Raw genomic sequence first — 21896 nt, forward strand, 5'->3', positions numbered from 1 at the left:
AAAATGCTCTCTAATTATCAAAACAGTATTGATTTATTAACAAATATAGCTACTCAAAAGTTATATAAACAACTTATAATTCAACTTAACAAAGATTTAAGTTTGACTGGAATTGATTTAGATTTTTCTGTAAATAATACTCCTTCTGAGTTAAAAGAAAAACTCCAAAAGTCAGTAAAAGAGTTAATTTTACATGATTTTAATTCTTATACTAACCTTTTATATCGCATTGATGTTTCTGAAAGAGATCTGCAAAATATTGAATCAAGTGATATTGATTTCTATACTGAAAACACTACATTTTTAATTCTAAAGAGAGTTTGGAAAAAAGTGTGGTTTAAACATCAGTTTTCAAAATAAAAATTTAGGTTATAATTTCTTCTATAATAGCATTCAAATTGTGAATTTCTTCAAAATTACTCAACCAAGTTGCTGTTTCTCCGTGATCTAAAAAGCTATTGAATGCCGCTCTTACTGCTATTTTATTTTGTTGCGGCAACCCTTCAATTACTTCTGCTAAGTTACTTAACAAATGTTTAGGAGAAGTATGTTCTTCATATAACTTAAATGCTATTTTACCCGTTACCTCTAGAAAATTTAAATAGTTGGTCTTTGTTGTAATGGGTGTGGCTATTCCTAGTTTATCGAAAACTTTTTTTACTACTCCAGAAGTTTGGCGTCCCCATACTCCATCTACTAAAATTTCTTCTTTATAAATATGCTTTAAAACCAACTGCAAATACAGGGTTTCTGATTTTGAGGTCTCATTATAGTCGACAGGTACACTGGTATCGACATGCCAATGATCTTTGTGATTAGGGTAATAATAATTTAACACAATACCAAAGTGTTTTCTTAAAAAGGATTCTATTCCAAGATATAACTCTTTTTGATGAATAAAATTAGTTGTAATTAGATTTTCATTGCTCCAAAAAATTGCATCTAAATCAAATGCTTTTCCGTGTCCGTGTTGCCCTGGCTTTTCAACAAAAATTCCTGCAGTGGTAATTACTTCTGGCCTTCCTAAAGGACAATGTTCGAAAACTTCTTGAAGTGCATTTTCTAGAATACTTAAGAAATCTTCATCAATTGAAAAATTACGTTGTTCTCCTCTAGTTCCATAAGGATGATTGGTTAATCTAGCATACTGTAAAGGGATACCATTTATTTGATTAATTAATTTCATTACTCCGCTTTTTAAAGTTTAATATTAATTGTTTTTCCTTCTTTTGTATATTCTCTTTTAACTCCTTCTAAAATATACTGCCTTAAAATTTTATTTTCGTTACTTCCAATGGTCTTTAAGCACGCATATTGAACTACATTTACGATGTTTGCTCCTGTGAGGTTGAATTTTTTTGCTAATTCTTCTATCGTAATTGACTCTTCAAGTTCAACATTTTTAGGTAAATTGTTTTTCCACAATAGTAATCTTTCATCATAGTTTGGCGTTTCGAATTCTATGATATTATTAAAGCGTCGTGTAAAAGCCGTATCAATATTATTTTTAAAATTGGAAGCTAAAATTATAAGTCCCGGATGGGCTTCTATTCTTTGTAATAAATACGATACTTCTTGGTTCGCGTATTTATCGTGCGCATCACGAACACCTGTTCGTTTTCCGAAGATAGCATCAGCTTCATCAAAAAATAAAATCCAATCTTTGTTAATGGATTTATCAAATAGTTTGGATAAGTTTTTTTCTGTTTCTCCAATATATTTCGAAACTACCATTGATAAATCTACTCGATAAACATCTTTCCCTGTATGTTTTCCTAGTAAACCTGCTGTCAACGTTTTTCCCGTTCCAGGGAGACCACAAAACAACACACGATAACCTGGTTTTATTTTTGAAGCCATACCCCAGTCGTTCATTAGTATTTCTTTGTACGCTAGCCAATTTTCTATTTCTTTGACATCATTGAGTGTTTTTTCTTGCAATACCAAATCTTCCCATGCTAAATTGGTAGTAATTAAACTTGCTGGAAAGTCTTGACTTAATTGTGGTTTTAGTTCTTCTCCTGTTAAAAACAAGTGTGTATATTCTTCTGATAAAATTAATTTTGCAGACGTTAAAGGTTCTCCTTCTGATACTTTTTCAACAACGATTATTTTGTTTTTTATCAATCTGTTTTCATAAAGAATATAAGCTCTGTTCAATAACCTATTGACTATATAATTCCCCGACAATATATACAGTGCTGTCTCTACTGTTGGTAAAATACCTCGATAAGACTTTCCTTTTACTCCGCCAAATTCAGGAAACTCTCCTCCTTGCGGAATGTACTCTTCGATTATTTTGGTATAAAAATTAGGCACTAAATGAGGTATTAGTGTTAACAACAGTAAAATAACCTCGTAATTAGATAATTTATTTCTAATAATAAAGTCAGATAAAAAAGTTCCATCTTTCTCTATTTCTGGTTCAATTACCTCTACTACTTCTTCTCTCAACTCATATAATAATCTTGCTCTTACTCTATTTTCAAGATACTTTATCAACTCTAAATTAATTAATGAGTTTATTTTTTTGTCAATTACTTCCATACTACGTTTCTTTTTAAGAGGCACTTTCTGTTTGAGTCTCGTCTTGCATTGCTGGATGGTCTTTTATGATATTCCCATAACCACTATCAATTCCCAATCTGGCTGTTTTATCATCAAAAGTATGCTGATTAAAATCTTCTTTATAAGCTTCATCATTTGGATCTGTAACCATTTGCTCTTCGGTAAATTCATAACCACTACTGTTATAAAAAACATTTAAAAACTGCCCTGGTAATTCTTTAAGATCTGCATTAATCTCTTTTTGTAATACTCTAACTAATTTTGTTTTTACTTCTTCTTCTTCTAAGCCCTTGAATCTTTGAGGGTCAAAATTGGGATTGTCTTCAGTAAACTCTTGTTCTAACAACTGATTTAAGTTGTTTCCTTTTTCATGTTTTATGTTTGCAGAAACATTCAAGTCGAAAGAAGAAATACTTGGGTTAGAAAAAATTGATGCCATCTTATTTTCAACTCCTAACATTGCCTTCCTATTATAATCAGGAGAAGAAGGGTAAATGTTTAGTGCAGAATTTTTACCAGACCCTCCAAATCGATCTCCTATTAGATGAGCATTGTCAAAACCATTGCTAGCACTATCTGTAGTTCCTCTAGGATTTCCTTCTGGTTTGAATACTAAATTATCTCCAAAAACACTTCTGTTTTCTACCACATCATTGCTTTTTTCGGCAACTTCTCCATAAGAAATTTCAATTTTAAATTTCGGATTGTCGTCTCCTCTATCTTCTCCAGAGTACGGCTTGGTTGAATACTCTGCTAAATATTTTTTTGATGCTTTATCATATGTCATTTTTATCTTATCGGGTTTGTAAAATCCATGGGGCTTTTTATAATTTTTACTTGCTCCTTCTTTTAAAATTCCTTGGTCTGCATAATTTTCTTCAACATCACTCCCATCAATAAATAAGGTGGGTAAAGGGTTGGTTTTACCTCTAAAGCTTACCTTATTAATTTTACCCGTATTTGACATAAATTGATAAGCTTGATTTTCTCTATCTCTATCTTTAAATTTTAATTTATTATCGGCATGATCTCCGAGTTTTTGTTTAAACTCAGGTAATATTTCGTCATTGTCATCCGTAACTTTACTTCCAACTTGGTCTAAAATTTTAGGCTTTTTTTCTAACTCTTCAACTCCTTCTTCAGATTCACCATTTGTCTCCTCCACCTCTTCTTTAGTCAAATTTGATTCCTCTTTTTTAGGAGGACTAGCCGTATAAATATAATCCCAACTATCCTCTCCATCTGTAACGCTAACGGAAGTAAAAACCTCAAATTCAGCATTTATTTCTGTCGCTACTTCCTCGGCCTCTGCCCTGCTTATCTTTCCTTCTTCTGCTTTTTCTCCTTCTTTTCTATGGAGTGCTCGCAATCCTTCATTAATTAGTTCTCTTTTTTCGGCCTCACTCATTAACGGTATTTGTAACAAATGCCTTCCATTGTTTTCTTCTCCATGTTCTACATAAACAGCAACACTTTCTGTTTCTTCATTTCTAGTTTGAATTCTACGAATTCCATACCTGCGTTTAACAGCTGTTATTTTATCTTCCACAACTCCGATTGTAGGTTTTGGATTCGCATTTTCCATTTGAGACAATTCGTCTAAAGCACGCATGTATTTTTGTTCTTCAGAAAGAGCACTTAAATCTTCTTCTCTTCTACCAGGTGGTAACCCTTCTCCTTCACCTGTTATTTCAGGATTTACTGTTTGATTGCTATTTGTGTTTTCTCCTTGCCATTCTCCTTCAGGACTCGATTCGCTATCTCCCATGCTCCGTGGAGGCGGATCTGCCATAACATCGGCAGTAAACTTATCAGGGTCAAACTCTACAGGAGACATGGTTAATTCTGGCGGTTCTTCTCCTCCTACTAACCAATCTACATCGGCTCCAATTCCTAAACTATCTCCAATAGGGTATTGTACCTCTCCTAATGGAAACTCTTCTCTCCCATCAGGTGCAGGTGACCACCATGGACTATCTAGTTCATAAAATAAAGCTCCTGATAATTGTAAGAATAGTTGAGCTGCAGCTTCAAAATGTCCTTTTAATCGTGATTCTCCTACTTTTCCTCCTTCTGGAGAAGCTTCCTCTTTATATTCAAAAGTTGGTGTAGCCTCTGCATACGCTCGTAGTCCAGCCGCAGCCGTAACATTTACTCCTGCTTTTACATCATGTCCTATTAAGGTAACTCCCACACCTGCTTCGGCTTCTAATCCAAGTACAGCAAAAGCATTAATACCCAACGTTCCTGTAATATTAAACTCTTGCAATACGGATGGATCGGTAGAATAGGTTCCTGTAAAACCTACATCTTTTAATACTAAAGGACCAAAACCTGCATTGGCAAACATTCCTATGCTCGCAAATAAAAACACTTGGCCTACTAATGGAATTCCATATCCTGCTCGTATTTCAACTTCAAAAATATCGACCTTCTTTCCACGCTGCTCCATTAACTCAATCTCATTTGGAACAATAATTTCACCGACAATGGTAACATGGCCTTCATTGTCTATTCCTACTTTTGCCGTTCCTTCTAACCAAGGTGTTATAGTTGCTTGTACTTCACCCCAACCAGCTAGTACTTGATTATTTTTCGTTTTTGGTGTAGTTACCTGTTCTTGATTTGCAGGAGCTTCGGCTTCTTGATCCATACTTTCAACGCCTAATGCAGCGTGCATCATTTGTCGAGAACGTGTTGCATCGGTTACTAACAGGGTAATTTCTCCAGAGAATTTATCGGAATTCATCCTACCCGTACCTTGAATAGTTACAGCACCATCATCATATTCTACAGTTAAAGAAGCACTTACATTGGCTATATCAGCAGCAATACTTGCTTGTCCGCTTAACTTTCCATCAGCTCCTCTGGCTACATTGAATTCTCCAGAGGCTAACCCAGCAATATCTACGGTTGAATTGAGTTCAAAGCTTAAATTAGAATCTGTGATTCCTAAACTTCCTGTTGCTTCTATATAGCCATCTATATTAGCTGATAAATTATTGGCTCTAAAATTGAGTCCACCATTTTCGAATCGGTTTTCTAAACCTTCGGCAACTTCAATCGGACTCAAACCTAAGAAGCTCATTGCCTCTAGATTCTGGTTAATTTTCTGGATAATACCCAATACATCCGGTACCACTTCTTCTCCTACTCTAACACTTAAAAAACCTGTCGTATTTTGTTCTTCTCCAAAATTGCGCAATACCAATACAGGAAATACGCCTGCATCTCTCAAGGGATTTAAAAATGACATTCCACGAACATCCAGATAATCATTGCCGTCTGATAATTCAAATTTTTGCGATTCTCCTTCTGCGGGTCTTCCTAACTTTCTTATTCTAATGGTTCCCGTAAAACGTTCTCCAATCTTGACAGCTACCTCAAAATTGCGCGTTCTCGATTCTTGTTCAATATAGGCTAACCAGTCGTCAGATAATTGTAATCCATTTGTTATATCTAGTGCTTGAGTGGGTGCTACTAAGGTTTCTGTACCCGTTTCTCCTCCTGATTTTTGAACATTGTTAGCGGCTGATGATGCTCCTTGTTGTACGGTATGTGTTAACTCATGTGCCAATAGGTGTTTTCCTGATTCGGAGGTTGGGTTGTATTTCCCTTCATTAAAATAAATGTCATTTCCATTGGTAAATGCTTGAGAGCCCAATTCTCTGTTCATTTGAACCGCATTGCTATCGTTGTGAACACGCACCCCACTAAAATCGGCTCCAAAACCTGACTCCATTTCATTTTTAGTGCTACTAGGTAACGAATTTCCTCCTCCTTTTGAGTTACTTAAGTTACTTTCTAGTGAAGAAGTATCATCTCCTCCCGACATTTGTAGTTGTTGTACTTCTTCTTCCTCTTTTTCTTGAATGTCATCCTCTTCTTTCTCTTGAATGTCTTCTTCGGTTTGTTGCTGGATTACTTCTCCAACAAATGAAGTTTCAGATGTATCTTGTTTAGGTTGGATCTCTTCTTCGGGAGATTTTTGTAGCTCCTCTTCTTCTTTATGCTGAACTACTTCCTCTTCTTCCATCATTTGCACATCCTCTTCTTCTTTTTGTTGTAGTTCTTCTTCTTGCTTTTGAAGGTAATTTTCTGATTTTAATTGTACTACTGGACTTATAGTGTCCACCAATGGTTTTTGCTGAACCTCTTGTTCGTTTGATTCTTGCTTTTGAAGTTCCTCTTCATTTTTCTTTTGAATCGTTGGTGTTAAGAAAGAATTAGGAGTTTCTTTTCCTTTTGCTACAATTTGATCGGCGACTCTATCGGCTTCTACCTCATATGTATCTCCTGGTTTTCCAACATTTAATTTAGGTTGAATAAAGTTTTTCCCTCCAGTATATTTTGAAGAAGTTGGTTTTGTGGTATGTTGGTTTTGTGGTGAAAACATCCTTGTTTTAATTAACTATTCTATTATTTTTCCCATTTTATATTTTCTAAAGCTGCTTCAAAGAATAAAAAATTATGATCTTCTAACAATAGGGGCTCTATTTCAAAAGATAGCAAGCTATTCTCTTTTCTCCATTTTTCATCAAACTCTTTACCTGATTCTATCAAAACTGTAAACTTATATCCCAAAAGTTTTTTAGGCTTACTAATGTTTAATCTTACAGCATGAAAATTCTGGGCGCTCCCTCCCTCATAATAATCTCTTTGTGCATTTTGAGTGAATTTTTCTATTTGTGCATTAATTCTAATCATCTCTTGCTTTTTATGTGTACAGTTAATAGTTAATGTAAAGAGTACTAGTACATATTTAAATATGTTTATTTTGGTACAATCCAAGGTCCTACAATTTTTTCTCCTCCATAAGTTCTTTTTACTCTTACTCTTCCCTTTGGGTTATAATGTGAGGAAGACATTATTTGATTTTCTATATACTTTTTATTTACTTCATTGCTTTTTGTTCTGTAATTTTTACCTGTTTCTGGTAAGTTATTATCTATCGCAAATTGTTCTGTTAAAATTCTAACTTCTATTTCCTGTTTTAAATAATCCGTTTCTTTACTATAGGCGTGATGTAACTCGTGATATAATGTCATTGCAGCATCTTCTATTGATAAGTTTGCATTCAACCTTATTGTATTTGTATGCTTCTCTGTATTTCCTCTTAACCTCTTACTTAAGTTACTTTTTGTTATTTTTCCTGTTTTTATATCTTTCCAAAAATCATATGCTGACGTAAATATTTTAATTGTATATCCTTTGTCTTTTAACATTTGAATTACGTGAAAATTACGTGATTTATAAAAGAAGTTCATGATTTTCACATGAAAAGGAAAACTCGCTTCACTTTTGTATAGCTTACGTTGCTTTTTATACCAATTCGTATAGCGGTTTGTGATTGTTGTAGCCGCAAAATTATTATCCAAATGCCCCATTGTCTCGGGACCAACAATCCCATCAACTTGCAACTTATTGTCTTTCTGGTATTTTCTTACCGCTAAATCCGTTCCTTTATCAAAAGTTCCAGAAACGCCACTTGTTAGGGTATAACCTGCATCTAGTAAAGCTTTTTGTAAAGTGATTACTTGTATGCCTGTACTTCCTAACTTAATATACTTGGAATTATTTAATGCTTTACTGATATTTTCATCGTGCTTAAACCTACTTGATTTAGGTTGTTTCTTTCTTTGAATTTTCTTTTGCACCATTCCTTTTTGCTGAATGGTATGTGTTAACTCATGTGCTAACAAATGTTTTCCGCCTTTAGAATTTGGATTGTACTTCCCTTCGTTAAAATAAATATCATTTCCATGCGTAAATGCCTGCGCTCCTATTTCTTGGTTCATTTGAGCCGCTTCTGAATCGTTGTGGATGTTTACACGGCTAAAATCAGCTCCGAATCCCGATTCCATTTCTCCTAATGTTTCAGCATCCATTTTTTGACCTCCTTTGCCCCCTCTCAATTTGTTTTCAAAAGAAGATTTATTGGGTGTTGCCCCCTTGTTTTCGGTCTTTGATTGCACGGTCTCTTCTTCCTCCTGTTTTTGAATGGGCTCTTCCTCTTCCTTACTTTGTACCGCTGCTGCTTCCTCCTGCTTTTGAATGGGTTCTTCCTCTTCTTTACTTTGTACCGCTTCCTCCTCCTCCTGCTTTTGAATGGGCTCTTCCTCTTCTTTACTTTGTACCGCTTCCTCCTCCTCCTGCTTTTGAACAGGTTCTTCTTCTAATGCTTCAGCTTTTTGTATTAAAGGACTTATTTCAGTAGCTAACGATTTTTGCTGAACTTCACTTTCTTCTTCTTTCTGCTGAATAGCATTAGATTCGTGAGTGTTTCCTACCACTTTATCTGCCATTTTATCTGCTTCTACTTCATATGAATCACCTTGCCTACCAAACGCTAGTTTTGGCTGAAAGAAAAGGTTCTTTTTTTGATCATTTTCTGTAACAGTAGGTTCTGGTTTTTTATCTCTTTTAAACATGACTTCTAAAGTTTTAGTGATACGCTACCAATTTGTAAAGATTAGTTCCTTCTTCCAAGGAAGCTTACACAAACTAAGGTTCCATGGAAGCTTGGTATCTAATAAAATATCTTGTGTTTTTCTTTCAACTGTTAGCGTAGGGTTATCTTTCGTTAAGTCTAACTTACCTTCTCTTTGTAAATACTCATTCCGCAGTAAATCATTTGAAGATTTTTTTAATACTGACCAATTTTGAAGTACTGCTCTTAATAATTCTTCTGACTTTTCTTTAAGCTCATCATCCAAAACTATATTTCTTTCAATAGAGCTTTGTATGGGCAGGTTGCATAAGAATTTTTCAAAGACTAAGTTATTTTCAAATTGCTGCTCTTTCTTGGTTGCTACATAGTGTAACAAGTGTACCGCCTGATGTGGTTTGATTATTTTATTCTCTTTGTTTAGAAAACCACATGAGTTAAAAAACTGCTTTAAAAATGGATGTAATAAAATTAATCCCACATTTTTAACAAGGTGAGATTTAAACTCACTAGCAACCTCGTTTTTAACCAAAAAAGTATTTTTCAATGCTTCTTGATGTCTTCTTTGGTAATCTGCTCTTTTTTCCTCTTTTAACTTTTGTGTTATTGGGCTTGCATCGTCCTTTTTAAGCACCTTACTCTCCAGTTTCATTTCTGTTTTAAATTCTTCTTGTTTTTCTTCTTGATTTTTATTTATTGGGAGTTGTTTCTTTAACTTTTCTTTTTTGTTTTGGCTTTTTACCCCTTTCACTTCATTGAGCAGGCTAATATTTCTTTGTGCTTCTTGCTCTTTATTTTCAACAGAACACTTATTGTGTAATGTATTTAAATCTTGAGTTCTCGTTTCAATATCAGAATTTGTTTTAGTAAACTCATCAATATTACCTATGTTACTCTTTTCTCTTTCTCTTGTTACATTTGCAAAACTTATATTGCTTGTATTAGTGGTATTTTTTTCTATTTTTCCGCTATCTCTTCTTTCTCGTTTTTCATTATTAAACTGAGTGGAAAGTGTGTTGTTTTTTGAAATAAGGAGTTTTAAAAAACTCACTAACTCCTCTTGTTCGTTATAAAAACTATTGGTTTGTTTTAAGATTTTTATAGCCTCTTGAACATCTTTTGTTATTGTTGAAAAATCTTTATTTAATAAGGCATTAATAAAGATATTCCATACTTTATTCTTTATTTTAAAAGAAGTAAAATCAAACTTTTTAATTGTCAACAAAAATGCCTTGTATTCCTCAGGTTTATTAAAAACACCTAAAAACAACAGGTCCAACTCCTCTGTTTTAAACTGTTGTATCAATCGCTTTCTTTGCACAGGGTTTTTTAAAGACATTAAAAACCTCCTCTCAAAACTTGAATTTTCAGTTATTTCAAACAGCCTCTTTTTTGTAAACGTTTTTTCTTCTTTTTGGTTCCACCAAGCTGTTGTTCCGTGTTCCAAAAAGTAAAAAAAAGTGTCTAGTTTAGATTCTGATATAGTCCTTGTTTTTATTGTTACCTCATGCAACTCTGGTTTTTTAAAAACAGCTTTTAACTTTGTTATAAGTTGCTCTTTTATTTCTCGCTTTACACTATTGCTAGTTATAGATTTGTTACTATTCGCTATATCAACTTCTATTTTTAAGTTTGCTATTTGTTGAATGAAAACTTTACTTTCAATTTCCTGAGAATTAAAATAGTTCTCTATTGCCGGAAATACTTCTTCCTGTAAAAAGTTCTCTATTGAGTTTTTATACGTTTCTGCTGTCTTTTTACTTCTTGTATTTACCTCGACAAATACTTTATGAATGGTATGTTCTTTAGCTACCATTATACGTTTTCTATTAATTTTTCATTTATAAACTCAGAAATATATGCTGCTTGAACTTCTGTTGTAAATTCCTTTAAAAATTGTAGGAATTCTTCATTCGCTACTTTTATTTGATTTTCTTTAAAAAAGATAAAAGCACTATCTATAACTTCTAACAGTTCTAAGATAATTCCTCGGTTTTCATCCGACTCTAAAACTGTGGGGGCTTGGCAATGAAGAATATTTAAAAACAACCTTACTTCTGCTCTAAAATACCTTGTAAGCAATGTTCTATTTTCAACATCTTCAACAAGTAATTTTGATGTATTGACAAGTAGCTTAGAAAACATTTCCCTTAATTGGTTGTTGTTGTCTCCTTTTAAATAAGAACTCTTTTCATCGGTTATAATTTCGGTATATAAATCATTGGTAGGAACTACCACAATCATGTTAACATTAGTACCGCTACCTCCATCACTTATACTAAACTTATTTAACGTATAATAGTTTTCAATTTCTCCTTGGTTTATCTCCTCACAAGTCTTATCTTGTATTTTACCTATTTCTATCATTTCTGTAGCGGTATGTTCTCCACACTCACTTGCTACTATTAATGAAACTTCTACTATATCATCCTCAAAATTGCTTAAATCTTCGGTTATGGTTATTCTATTTACTTGTGGTTCTTTTTCTACTCCGTTAATTATCCAAACGTACTTATCTCCTTTTTCAGAAGTATTTGTCAAGGATAATATTCTCTTTTCTGAATCAAAACTATGTGTAAAGCTTGCTTGTGGTGTTGCTGTTAAATTAATAGTCTGTGTAACAAAAGTTCCTACAAGGCTTATACTTACAGTCCCCGAAGCTGTTAACCCTGAATTGGCTGGCACAAATTCCCATACTTTAGTTTCTTCGTTCAATTTCACATTTCCTCCTGTTAGTTGTACCCCTTCAAATTGAGGTCTCACAACCACAGGATAAGACTCTTTATCACTTAAACAAAAAGTGGTGTTTGGTAAGCTTATTGTAAACTCTGGGAAGGCTATATTCTTTGTAAAATCTGCTTTAGAAAAACATCCGTTGCCATCAGTAATCATTAACTTTATCGTGTATGAGTTCCCTACACCTTCTTTGACTAATAACTGAGGATTGAACAACTCTGTATCCGACTCAATGCTATTTACACTCCAATTAAATTTTAATCCTTCGGGTTTTACACCTTCTGGAAGTATTGCCTCAAAAGCTGCTTCATAAAATAATTGTCCATCTTTCCATATAAATCTCGATTCGCTTCGTTCAGAAATGCTTATTTGTTTAACTTCATGAATCGTTATTCTTGCATTTGTTGTTTGTCCGTCTTCTAAAAACTCAATAATTTGATCATAACTTTCAAAAGTGGCTACATCAATAACCAATTCATTATTCTCAATCGTTAGTCCTTTTATAGCCCCACCAACAATAGTTATTGTTCCATTAACATTGGTAAATGGTATTCTTGCTATTTTTTCTTTAGTAAAATCGATACAGTATGATGGTTCGATAGCCAACTCTGACGGTGTTAAAGTGTCAAACTTTATTGGGCTTATAGGAATTTCTTTTGAACATGGTCCTAATGAAATTTCTAATGCTGGGTTTATCTCATTATTAATATCATTAATTGGTAAGGTGTAGTTATGGAAAACTTTATTATTTATAGGTGCATGTTCTACTCTTGTACCATCTCCCATAAAATCCCAAGAGTACTTGATATTATTAAAGAAATCAGCACTAACAATATCAGGATCCTTCCAATGTAATACATACGTTACTCTGGCTTTAGATTTATCTTCATTATATTCAATAGGTTGTTCTACTTCAACCAACAACTCTAATGCTGGATATACTGTAAGCTCACAATCTGTAGGCTCATCGTTTACTGTAAACTTCAACGGTTTACCTAATAAACTTTTATCAACTTTTGCAACATCTATTTTCCATTTTTCATCTTCAGAATCTTTAAATACTCCTGATATTACTCCTTCAGGAACAATTGCTTTTACTTCTCCATCCACAGGTCTGACAGTAAAAATTAACGGTTCTATTACAGTTTCTTTTTGCAAACAAATGGTGCTTACTGGTAAGCTTAAAAACGGTGGTTCTTTAGGGATTATAAAATTAACTGGTGCACAATCTGAACAACACATATAGGGTAAAGAAAAATCTGCTACCACGGTGTTTTTTAATGTTTCATTCTCACTAAGCACTTCATTTTCGTCGAAATACAATCGTTTGGTTGTTTCTAAAACAACAGGATTGTATATCTGGAAAAAGTATTCTCCTTTTGGTACTAAATGATCTTTAATCGTAATACGCATTCCAACCGATCCGTCTTTGTACATTTTGGTTTCTTCTGCCTTAAGAACTTTAGATACTCCCGCTCTAAACCAAGTTCTGTTTAAGAATGCTGTAAAATTATTTACTGTTTCTGCCAATGTTTTTCCAACCAATACAACATCTTGTTCAAAAAACAGCCTGTCTTTTAGGTTAAAATAACTTCCATCTACAAATGAAAAGTTAATTGTTGAACTTTTATCCCATAACTTGATTACTCCTCCATTTTTATACAATACTTCTTTTTCTAAAAAAGCTTCTTTAGAAGCTAAGAACTCGTCTTTTATAAATCCGACATCTGATAAAATTGGTTGATTTTTAAATACAACATCTATTACTACCTCATCAAATGTATTTTTATCAGCTGCATTTTCGGTAACATACACCATTACAAAGGTTCCTCCTGGAACAACTCCTGCCTTATGTTCAAGTCCTGGATGTTGTTTTACAAATTCTGAAAGTTGTATTCTTCCGAGTATTTTTTTCTTTCTCTTTTCTATTTCAGCTAGTAATGTTTCTAGCTTTTTTCCTGAACAACAAACAATAGATAATTGGTTAATTAACAATCCTAAAATTTGCTTAGTAGACAATTCTAGTGTAGTACTGTTATATTTAGCCTGCAAACTTTTTACTTTTTTACACAACTCAGCAATGGTTAACTTATAGTTGGTTAACACTAAATTATCTATGTCTCTTATGTATAATGGTACTTTGGTATCTAATATATATGCATGAACCAAGGTTTCGGTTAAATCTGTTAAAATGAAGTCACTAAGCGTAGGTTCTTCTTTCCATACTGCCGTTTCTTTTATTACCTCGGTTTCTTTATTGAGTTGAACAATAATGTCACTAGCCGATCCATCTTTATTTGTATCAAATACTTTTTCTATTAAAGTCCCAAGAGAATCGTCTTCTTTAGTTAAGCTCTCTTTAACTATGTTTTCTTCTTCTAAAAACCTACTGTATTCTTTGGCTCCAATATCGTATTTATACCTAAAGTCTTCCTTTATATTTGTTTCTTTAGAAAGCACATCCATTCTACTCACATACTCTTTTACTTGTGGAATTTCTTCCTTAATTGGTTCCTTATCTAGAACCGCTGTTTTATCTCTAAATTTTTCAACTTTATCAACTACCGTATTAACTTTTGGATTGGTTAGTTTGAATGCTGAAAATGTTTTACTTACTTCTGATAAAATACAATTCTGTTCAGCTCTCCATGCGTTCAATAACATTTTTAAATCTTCAAACTCACACTCGTAATTGTTGATGTTAATAATTTGTTCAGTAGCATTGATAGAAAGTGTTTTCACATCAAAACTCAAACCGTTATCTTTTTTAAGTTTTAAGATTTTTGCTAGGGCATCTCGATACATTTTCCCTTGATGTCCTTCAATTCTGTAAAAGTCATTTTTATCAATATTGTATGATAATGGTTTTTGAATGGCTAAAGAGTTCGAAAGGTTTTCTTTATGATAACTTAAGTTTTGGTTGGCTCTGTAGTTTGTTGTTTTGTTAAAGTCCCAATTCTTTAAAAACTGTGAAGAAACATTGTAATAAAAAGGAACTGCTTTATCGCTCAAACGACTATATGCTTGCGATGGTGTGATAACAATTTCATCAGATTTTATTTTTCCTATGTAATTAGTTACAATAGCAATTGCTCTACTAATTAACAATTGTACTTTTTGAAGGTTCTCATTTTCTTGACCTACAATCGTTGATTTATAGAATCGGTGACGTAATTCTGGGTAATCTTCCGTTTGCTTCAATTTTCCTAACATAATATGTTTTGGAAAAGCACCTATGCTCGGACAACAATTTACATTGATATGTAGCAGTAGTTCTTTAATTTCATTGTAAGTGTCTACCATATCCTTTATAGCATCATATCGATACTGAAAATCTAATGGAACCGCCAACGAACTAAAACTAAACAATGCTTTTAGTTTGGTAGCTATGGATGGTTTTTGAAATTTTGAAAATATGGTATCAAATCCTGCAATTAAATCTACACTAATACTTTCATCTTTAACAACACTATCAAACTGCGCTTTTAACTCTGCAAATGTTTGCGTATTATTTTCAGTTAACACCACTCTTCTTGCTTCCACCACTGGTAACTCATGGTTAATTTTATACCAATTGTGCTTTAAAAATATAGCATCTTTGGCAGCAATCGCTTCTAAATCTTCAATGCTCACGAGTAATACTCGCAGCTTATTAATTTGTTCAATCCCTTGATTATCGCATGTCAACTTACTACACAATTCATCTTCATTTGCGTACTGTTCTAGATACAATAAAACAGCCATTTTTTGTATCTCAGGAAACTCAACTAAATTGGTGTACGACTCTTCTTCTTCTGTATGCAATTCCCATAAGTTATACTGCTTATCTTGAGAGTTTTTAAAACGTTCGTAATTCCCATCAGTATCTTCAAACTTTTTATAGAATGAAAATGTTTTTGATGGTAGGTTTTCTTCTATTAAATCAAAAAACTGAACTAAATCTCCATCAGTAGTTACTGAAGCCCCTTGCAGTATTTCAATACTTGTAACAGCAGTTTTATCTATGGTAAACTTGGGTATTACTTTAAAACCACATACTAAACCAACACCACTTAAGCCTAACCTCGATAAACGGTTTTGATCATCGAAATAATCAATAAATGCATTTAATTGTGTTTCTGTTAATACTTGATTAGCATTGAACTTGCTATATTCAGTTGTAATTTCTTTTAATTTTAGGTTAGTCGTTTCCATACGTATTATGTTTTGGCTGTGTTAATAAATAAACACGTACTATTTTTTATGAGTTTTCTTCGTTATTGTTTTCTTTTTCTACGCCAATGTTTCCAATACTAGATTGATTTAAAATGATTCTTCCATCTAAGGCTTCCTCCTCAGCACTACAATCGGTTAATCTTCCTACTGGATAAATTGTATTTAATTGCTGTATTGCATGTATTAAATTTTGTAATTCACCATTTTCTGTTGGTTGTTCTTGCTCTAAATTTGTTTTGGCAAACAGGTACTCTTTATAAGAGTTTTCAAACTGTAATAAATCATTTTCTTTATCTGGTACAATTCCCTTACGCTCTCCTACCCAACATATTCTTGGTAGTATATGTGCTGGAAGTTCTTGCCTGATAACATCTTCCATATAGCGTCTAAAATCTGGGTTTGAAAAGCGGTATGTATACCCTGGTAAAACAATACTAACTCTGTAAGAATAAGGATCAATCGTTCCACAATCTTCACAGTCTTTTGCGCAAATAGGCAAAAAGTTTTCTGCTTCGTTATTGGTAACATTTGGGCGCAATAGCATATGTTCAACTAAAAACATTCCTTCTTCAGTGAACTCTTTTTTTAGAAAAGAAATCACCTCTAATAATGCTTCTTTTAAATCATTACTATCTGTATAATATTTGTATTGTTTTGCAATGATGTAATCAGAACTACTCTTTGGTTTTTCCGGATTAATAACATCAAAAGAATACTTTACTGGAATAGAAGGTTTTGATGGTGTAGATTCATGTATTCTTATAAATCCAATTTGCATATTATTTGTAATACCTTCTTCAAAAGCTTCCTCTATATCTTTTTCTTTGGTTTGTACCATTTGTAAAACTGCAAAGTATAATTCTTCAATAGCAAAGGATTTTTTAGCATAGTTTTCAGTTGCTGACAACAGTATGTTTCCACTAGTATCTTTTAACCTCCATCTATAGCTATTACTCCCTTCTGTTACTTCATAAATATCTACACTGGTTTCCGTTAAATGTCTTCGTTTCTCATTGGTAATCCCCATTAAACGTGCTATACGCTTTTGAAATCCTGATACATTGTTAGTATCCCATAAGTTTTCTTTAACGCGCTTGTAATAATTAAACGCTAATCCTCTTTCGCTACTTATTATGTTGTAGTCTTTTAAAAAAGCCTCTTTGTTTGACAATACAATTTCATCGGTAGCTGTTCCATACAGCGCTTTCATAATGAAGGTATATTCTCCAAATCGTTCAGCAAAACGAGCTAATAAATGATCTAAAATGGAGTTTCTTCGCTCTATATTATTATCAAACTGACTGAACAATAGTTTTGTTAATTCATCGTCATCTGACTGTGGATATTCACTAACGAGTTCATCAAAATCTTTAATGTCTTTAACCGCTTGTGTAAAAAAAGTACGCGTTTCTTGCCCACTGACAGAAAGCAACGTTCTTACTTCTGATAAATGTTTGAAATAGCTCGCTAAGATTTGATCGAAAAATGTTAGATAGGCTTTTAATTGTTTCGCTTTTGCTTTCCTGTCATTAGAAACATGTACAGCTAGCCCCTCTCGACCAATTCCGTAAGTATCAGGAAAATCATTTTGAATAGTGGTATACTCGCTAACTCCTATTAAACTTTCTTTTGGCAACGATAAAACCTTGTCTTCATCTGCTATTTGCTGTGATGCTATTTCATCTTCTTTTAATTGTTTCAAATATTCCTCTACCCTATTGTAGTTTAAGTTTAACGGAAGAAATCCTTTGCTAAAATTAAAAGTACTTTTCTCACACAACACAGGTTTTTTATCTGGATCGATACAAACTACCCATTTGTTCTCTTGAACTATATTTTCATCACAAAAACCGACAGAGATGTCTTTAATTAATTTTACCCCTTCAATGTTCATGATAATTTTCATCACATCTGAAAGGCGTACCTCTTTTCTTAATTCTGCTTTTTTAAGCTCTTCTACATCAATAAATCCATTGTTTAAAACTGGGCCATCAAATACCTCATCGGTTGTATACCCTTTATCTAACATTTGCTGAATTGAATAGAATTTTAAAGATGGTGATAGGTAGTTTTCTATTTGAAATACAATATTGGCATATACCCATTCTTCATCTGCTTCAGGAGTTACATCTACATTGGCACAAATAGCAATCGGCTGCGTGTCTACTTCTTTTATTTCTATCAAGTCTTCACATAAATTTCTGTTTTTGTGATAAGTCGTTTTTATATGAGGAAAAACCTGTTCTTTAGTATAGCCTTCTTCTAAATCGACCAATAAGGAATACAATCCCTTTAGCTTAAAATCTTTTTGAAACTCTGGTAAAATCCCTTCAAACTTTTTATAGCTTAACTGGTTATTTTTACAATCAACAAACACTTGCTTATCGTAAATTCGTAACCAACAGTTTTTTACCCCTTTTAAATCAATAAGCAGTTTTCTATAATCTAATTCATTGACTGGTTTGGTTGGAAAAATTTCTGAAGCTTGGTAAAACTGTGCTTGCAATGATAAACTGGGATCTTTAGATGCCAATAAGTTTTCTAAGGGGGTATCAATACGCATTCCTAAATCGGTAATGGCATAACACAACATTTCTAAAATAGTAACTCCTGGATCGTGTGAATTGAAGTCAGTCCACAACTTACCTCCTAATGTTTCCAAATAAGAGATTCCTTCTTTTCTTAAAAAAGAAAAATCTAAGTCATCTTTTCTAGATATATTTTTAGGAATATTGATATGTTCGTTTATAGCTGACATGTTTGTTCTATGATTTTTTTGGTTCCTTTACAGGTCGTTAATACAGTACTTACGTTGTGAGTTTTAGCAGATACCAATATTGATTTTGGATTGCTTGGTTCTATTTTGTACACATTAGCATTGCCATTCATGCTTACGTTTTGTAAATAATCTACATAAGGCAGTTTTTCTAAGTAATCAATCAATATGCTTTTGTGCAGCATAATTCCGAAGGTTACTTCTTTGGTTTCGTCGAATGCCCAAGGAGATAAGAATTTTGTAATGTCGGTTTTTAGCTGCTCTGTATAATAGTTTTCATCATATCCTTCATAAAAACTCACTTCCAAGCCAATCGTTACTTCTTCATAATTTGGATTGATAACCTCAGCATTTACAGGTAGGGTATTTAACGAATTAATGTAAGTCGTAACACTGTTTAAAGTAGCTTTGCTAACTCTTGGTTGGTACATATCAAATACATTCTTATTTACAGTATCTGGCACCACAATTAACGTAACATAACCCGCTGCTATAAAACTTGTTTCTGAAGTATGATTTAAACACTTTACTTTGTATATTTCAGGAAATTCTTGAAGAATCAAATGCTCGTAATCCCATAAGCTTATCGCTCTATTTTTATGACGCAAGCGTTCGCTTATTCTTCTATAAAAGTTAGCATCAGATTCTTCAGGACTTCCTCCAAATGAATTATACGGTTGTGAAACTGATTTAATTTGTGGAATGCGTGTCACCATTTTTTTGATGGTTTCACTAGGCAATCCGTTTTTTAAATGGCTTACCTCATTATTGTTATCTTCAAACCTAGCCAATACTGCTTGTGCATGAATACCAATGACCTTGCATACGGCTTCAAACGACTTATTCATTTGTGCTTTTATCCAAGTATAGCCCGCTGGTAATAATGTGTTATCGGAATTGGCTTCTTTAGGAATGGAAAACTTAACAATTCCTGATTTTAAGAAATTATCTGTACTGTTCGATATGATGTTATTTTCAAGTGTTTTCCACTTATTATTACATAATATCGACCAGTTTATTTTTTCATTTGCTCCAAAACTTTCTACTTCTGGATTTTCACTTCCTTCTAATACTTGGATTAACAGTGAAAGGTTTTGCTGAGGTGCTACATTTTCTATTCCTAAAAATAAGTGACCCCCTAAACAGTATTTTGGTACTAAAGTGGTTTGAATACTGTCTTTATCAAAAATATCTACAATTCCTTTTTCTTCTTGTAAATACTTTTTTTCTGCATAGTTTTCTTCGTGTTGCCCAAAAGGGTGTTCATGAAATAATTGAATGCGGTTTTCATTTAAATTCATCCCTTCCATTACCATGGTTTCTTCTGCTGAATAGTTTACAGAAATAGATGCTACTAATGGGGTATAGGGTTCATTAGGAAGGTTAATATTTTTATCTTCTGCACTTACTGCCAGTGCGTATAACTTAGGATACAACTCATGTAAAAATGATTGTTCTAGTGTTAACTGTAAAGGACCTGCTTTGTCTATTCCGTAACTATTTCCTGTATTTTCTACCTTAAACTCTGAGGTATAAAATACCGCTTCACTTTCTTCATCAACCTGTTTTTTAAAGAGATTTTCAATCTTCCCTACGGTTTCTTTGGTTTCTCCAGCAGCATGCAATAATCGTTTTTCTATTTGGAAAAAAGTGTAGTCTTCAATTATTAAATTCCTTAAACCTATAGCTTCTCCCAATTCATCTCCATAGGTTTTAATAGAAGAATAACTTGTTGATTTCACATATGCTTGATACCATTCTTTAAAATCTTCGGGGATATTTTTCCAGTGAAGATTTACTGTAAAATCTTTCCACTTTTTCGAAAAAGCTTCGGTATAATCCACACTAAAATTCGATCCTTCAATAGGGCGTGTTGTAAAAGGATGAAATGGTTTTTTAGTTCTTAGCACTCCATTATCATTTTCAACTGTTGCTGATTTTACTCCTTTAACATCTGTTTTTATAGTTACTTTTTCAAGTGTGTTCCCTGCTAAAAACCTGTAAAAATCGTATCCATTCGTGTTGGAAACATCAAAAACAAAACGAACTAATGGATGTGCTGTATTGTATTTTTTAAGTAAAAACTCTTCATTATATGCTACCAATGCTTCTGTATCAAGCCCTAATGTAAATGTAAAACTTACCTGATTGACAATTTCAAGGGTTCCATCATTTGCATGATTAATTGCCGTTAATGTTGGGCTTACCCATTTTTCCTTCCCGCTGGCAAAAATTTGGACGGTTTGTAGCAATTCGCTTACATCAAAAGAATTTTCTTCAAAGTTATTTTTAAAGTTAATAGCAATCGTTACTGTTCTATCCCCTTCTTGTAAAAGTAGCATTGGTGAAGCTATTGAAAAACCTACTATTGCATCTGGCAACTCAATAGCATTTTTTTCACTTTCAGGATATCCAAATGGATACCAATACGGTGCTTCTTCAGATAGTGGCTCTTCAAAACCATCTTTTGTATTCGCTACAGCACTTGCTTTTATCTTTTTTAAACTTTCTGAATTGTTATTGTAAATCGTTTTTATGGCTCCTACAGAAGCTTTATTTACAATCAGTTCTTCATTTGTTTCGTATACTAATGGATTTCCTAAACTGTCTTTTTTTGCATCTAACAACGTTCCTTTTTCTATTCGTTCATCTGCTATTTTTTTTGCCAGTTCAAAAATTACATGTACTTGATCTGGAATTGGCGTTCTTTTTTGAACTTGAAGTATTTCTTTGTAGTAAAAATCTAAGTGGCGTTTCGTTAAATTGTTGAATCGCTCTTTTGAAAGTTCTAACAAGTGCAAAAAACAAACAAATAAAGTTAAATGCGGGCTTAATTTTCCTTCTTGGGTGTATTTCTCAAGAGCTTTCTGAATATTTTCTTTTATTTTTTTATACTCTCTTGTTCCTCTAAAAGGGATATTCTCTGTCGTTAAATTTTTAAAAAAAGGTTGCCAATCTCCAGACGCTACTTCATGGTTTTCTGTGGGAAAATAATTGAGCTTTTCAGCAAAATTATAGGCAAATAAAATCCAATCTTCAATAGTAAAATCGTGAAGTTCGAAATTTTCAGGGTTCAGTGCTTCAATATAACGTCGCTCTTGTCCTGTTCCGTTTCGTTGTAATATGCTAGAAATGATTTTACTCATGGTGTGT

At 33.1% G+C, this 21896-nt stretch carries 10 protein-coding genes; 1 reads left to right on the forward strand and 9 read right to left on the reverse strand.

Annotated features, from left to right (window positions below):
• Positions 1–3: 3 nt before the first annotated feature.
• Positions 4–360 (forward strand): hypothetical protein, encoded by a 357-nt coding sequence (locus V1T75_RS10500; RefSeq protein ID WP_330488497.1) that lies wholly within the window; start codon positions 4–6, stop codon positions 358–360.
• Positions 361–364: 4 nt separating this feature from the next.
• Here the strand turns inward: V1T75_RS10500 and V1T75_RS10505 are convergent, their stop codons facing one another.
• The 9 genes from V1T75_RS10505 to V1T75_RS10545 form a co-directional block, all read right to left on the reverse strand.
• Positions 365–1186, reverse strand: coding sequence for a hypothetical protein (locus V1T75_RS10505; protein ID WP_330488498.1), 822 nt, complete (start codon positions 1184–1186; stop codon positions 365–367).
• Between the two features lie 11 nt (positions 1187–1197).
• The gene (locus V1T75_RS10510; protein WP_330488499.1) at positions 1198–2547 is read right to left on the reverse strand and encodes an ATP-binding protein; all 1350 of its coding nucleotides are present in this window, start codon (positions 2545–2547) and stop codon (positions 1198–1200) included.
• 13 nt (positions 2548–2560) lie between these two features.
• Entirely contained in the window at positions 2561–6964 is a 4404-nt protein-coding gene (locus V1T75_RS10515) for an eCIS core domain-containing protein (protein WP_330488500.1), read from the reverse strand.
• 23 nt (positions 6965–6987) lie between these two features.
• Positions 6988–7275: a hypothetical protein gene (locus V1T75_RS10520; RefSeq protein ID WP_330488501.1), complete on the reverse strand. Its 288-nt coding sequence runs from the start codon at positions 7273–7275 to the stop codon at positions 6988–6990.
• Positions 7276–7340: 65 nt separating this feature from the next.
• Entirely contained in the window at positions 7341–8999 is a 1659-nt protein-coding gene (locus V1T75_RS10525; protein WP_330488502.1) for an eCIS core domain-containing protein, read from the reverse strand.
• A gap of 24 nt (positions 9000–9023) precedes the next feature.
• Positions 9024–10832: a contractile injection system tape measure protein gene (locus V1T75_RS10530; RefSeq protein WP_330488503.1), complete on the reverse strand. Its 1809-nt coding sequence runs from the start codon at positions 10830–10832 to the stop codon at positions 9024–9026.
• On the reverse strand, positions 10832–15946 hold the full coding sequence (locus V1T75_RS10535) for a hypothetical protein (protein ID WP_330488504.1): 5115 nt from the start codon (positions 15944–15946) through the stop codon (positions 10832–10834). Before V1T75_RS10535 ends, V1T75_RS10530 begins: the two co-directional genes overlap by 1 nt.
• Before the next feature lie 46 nt (positions 15947–15992).
• Complete coding sequence (locus V1T75_RS10540) at positions 15993–18725, reverse strand: hypothetical protein (RefSeq protein WP_330488505.1); 2733 nt, start codon at positions 18723–18725, stop codon at positions 15993–15995.
• Entirely contained in the window at positions 18713–21889 is a 3177-nt protein-coding gene (locus tag V1T75_RS10545) for a baseplate J/gp47 family protein (RefSeq protein WP_330488506.1), read from the reverse strand. The genes V1T75_RS10540 and V1T75_RS10545 overlap by 13 nt, the downstream gene beginning before the upstream one ends.
• Between the last annotated feature and the right edge of the window lie 7 nt (positions 21890–21896).

The organism is Tenacibaculum sp. FZY0031 (assembly GCF_036350695.1).
GTDB lineage: Bacteria > Bacteroidota > Bacteroidia > Flavobacteriales > Flavobacteriaceae > Polaribacter.

Excerpts from the sequence above, each read along its gene's own strand:
- V1T75_RS10500 (WP_330488497.1), top strand. The coding sequence starts at position 4 with ATGCTCTCTAATTATCAAAACAGTATTGATTTATTAACAAATATAGCT.
- V1T75_RS10505 (WP_330488498.1), bottom strand. The coding sequence starts at position 1,186 with ATGAAATTAATTAATCAAATAAATGGTATCCCTTTACAGTATGCTAGA.
- V1T75_RS10510 (WP_330488499.1), bottom strand. The coding sequence starts at position 2,547 with ATGGAAGTAATTGACAAAAAAATAAACTCATTAATTAATTTAGAGTTG.
- V1T75_RS10515 (WP_330488500.1), bottom strand. The coding sequence starts at position 6,964 with ATGTTTTCACCACAAAACCAACATACCACAAAACCAACTTCTTCAAAA.
- V1T75_RS10520 (WP_330488501.1), bottom strand. The coding sequence starts at position 7,275 with ATGATTAGAATTAATGCACAAATAGAAAAATTCACTCAAAATGCACAA.
- V1T75_RS10525 (WP_330488502.1), bottom strand. The coding sequence starts at position 8,999 with ATGTTTAAAAGAGATAAAAAACCAGAACCTACTGTTACAGAAAATGAT.
- V1T75_RS10530 (WP_330488503.1), bottom strand. The coding sequence starts at position 10,832 with ATGGTAGCTAAAGAACATACCATTCATAAAGTATTTGTCGAGGTAAAT.
- V1T75_RS10535 (WP_330488504.1), bottom strand. The coding sequence starts at position 15,946 with ATGGAAACGACTAACCTAAAATTAAAAGAAATTACAACTGAATATAGC.
- V1T75_RS10540 (WP_330488505.1), bottom strand. The coding sequence starts at position 18,725 with ATGTCAGCTATAAACGAACATATCAATATTCCTAAAAATATATCTAGA.
- V1T75_RS10545 (WP_330488506.1), bottom strand. The coding sequence starts at position 21,889 with ATGAGTAAAATCATTTCTAGCATATTACAACGAAACGGAACAGGACAA.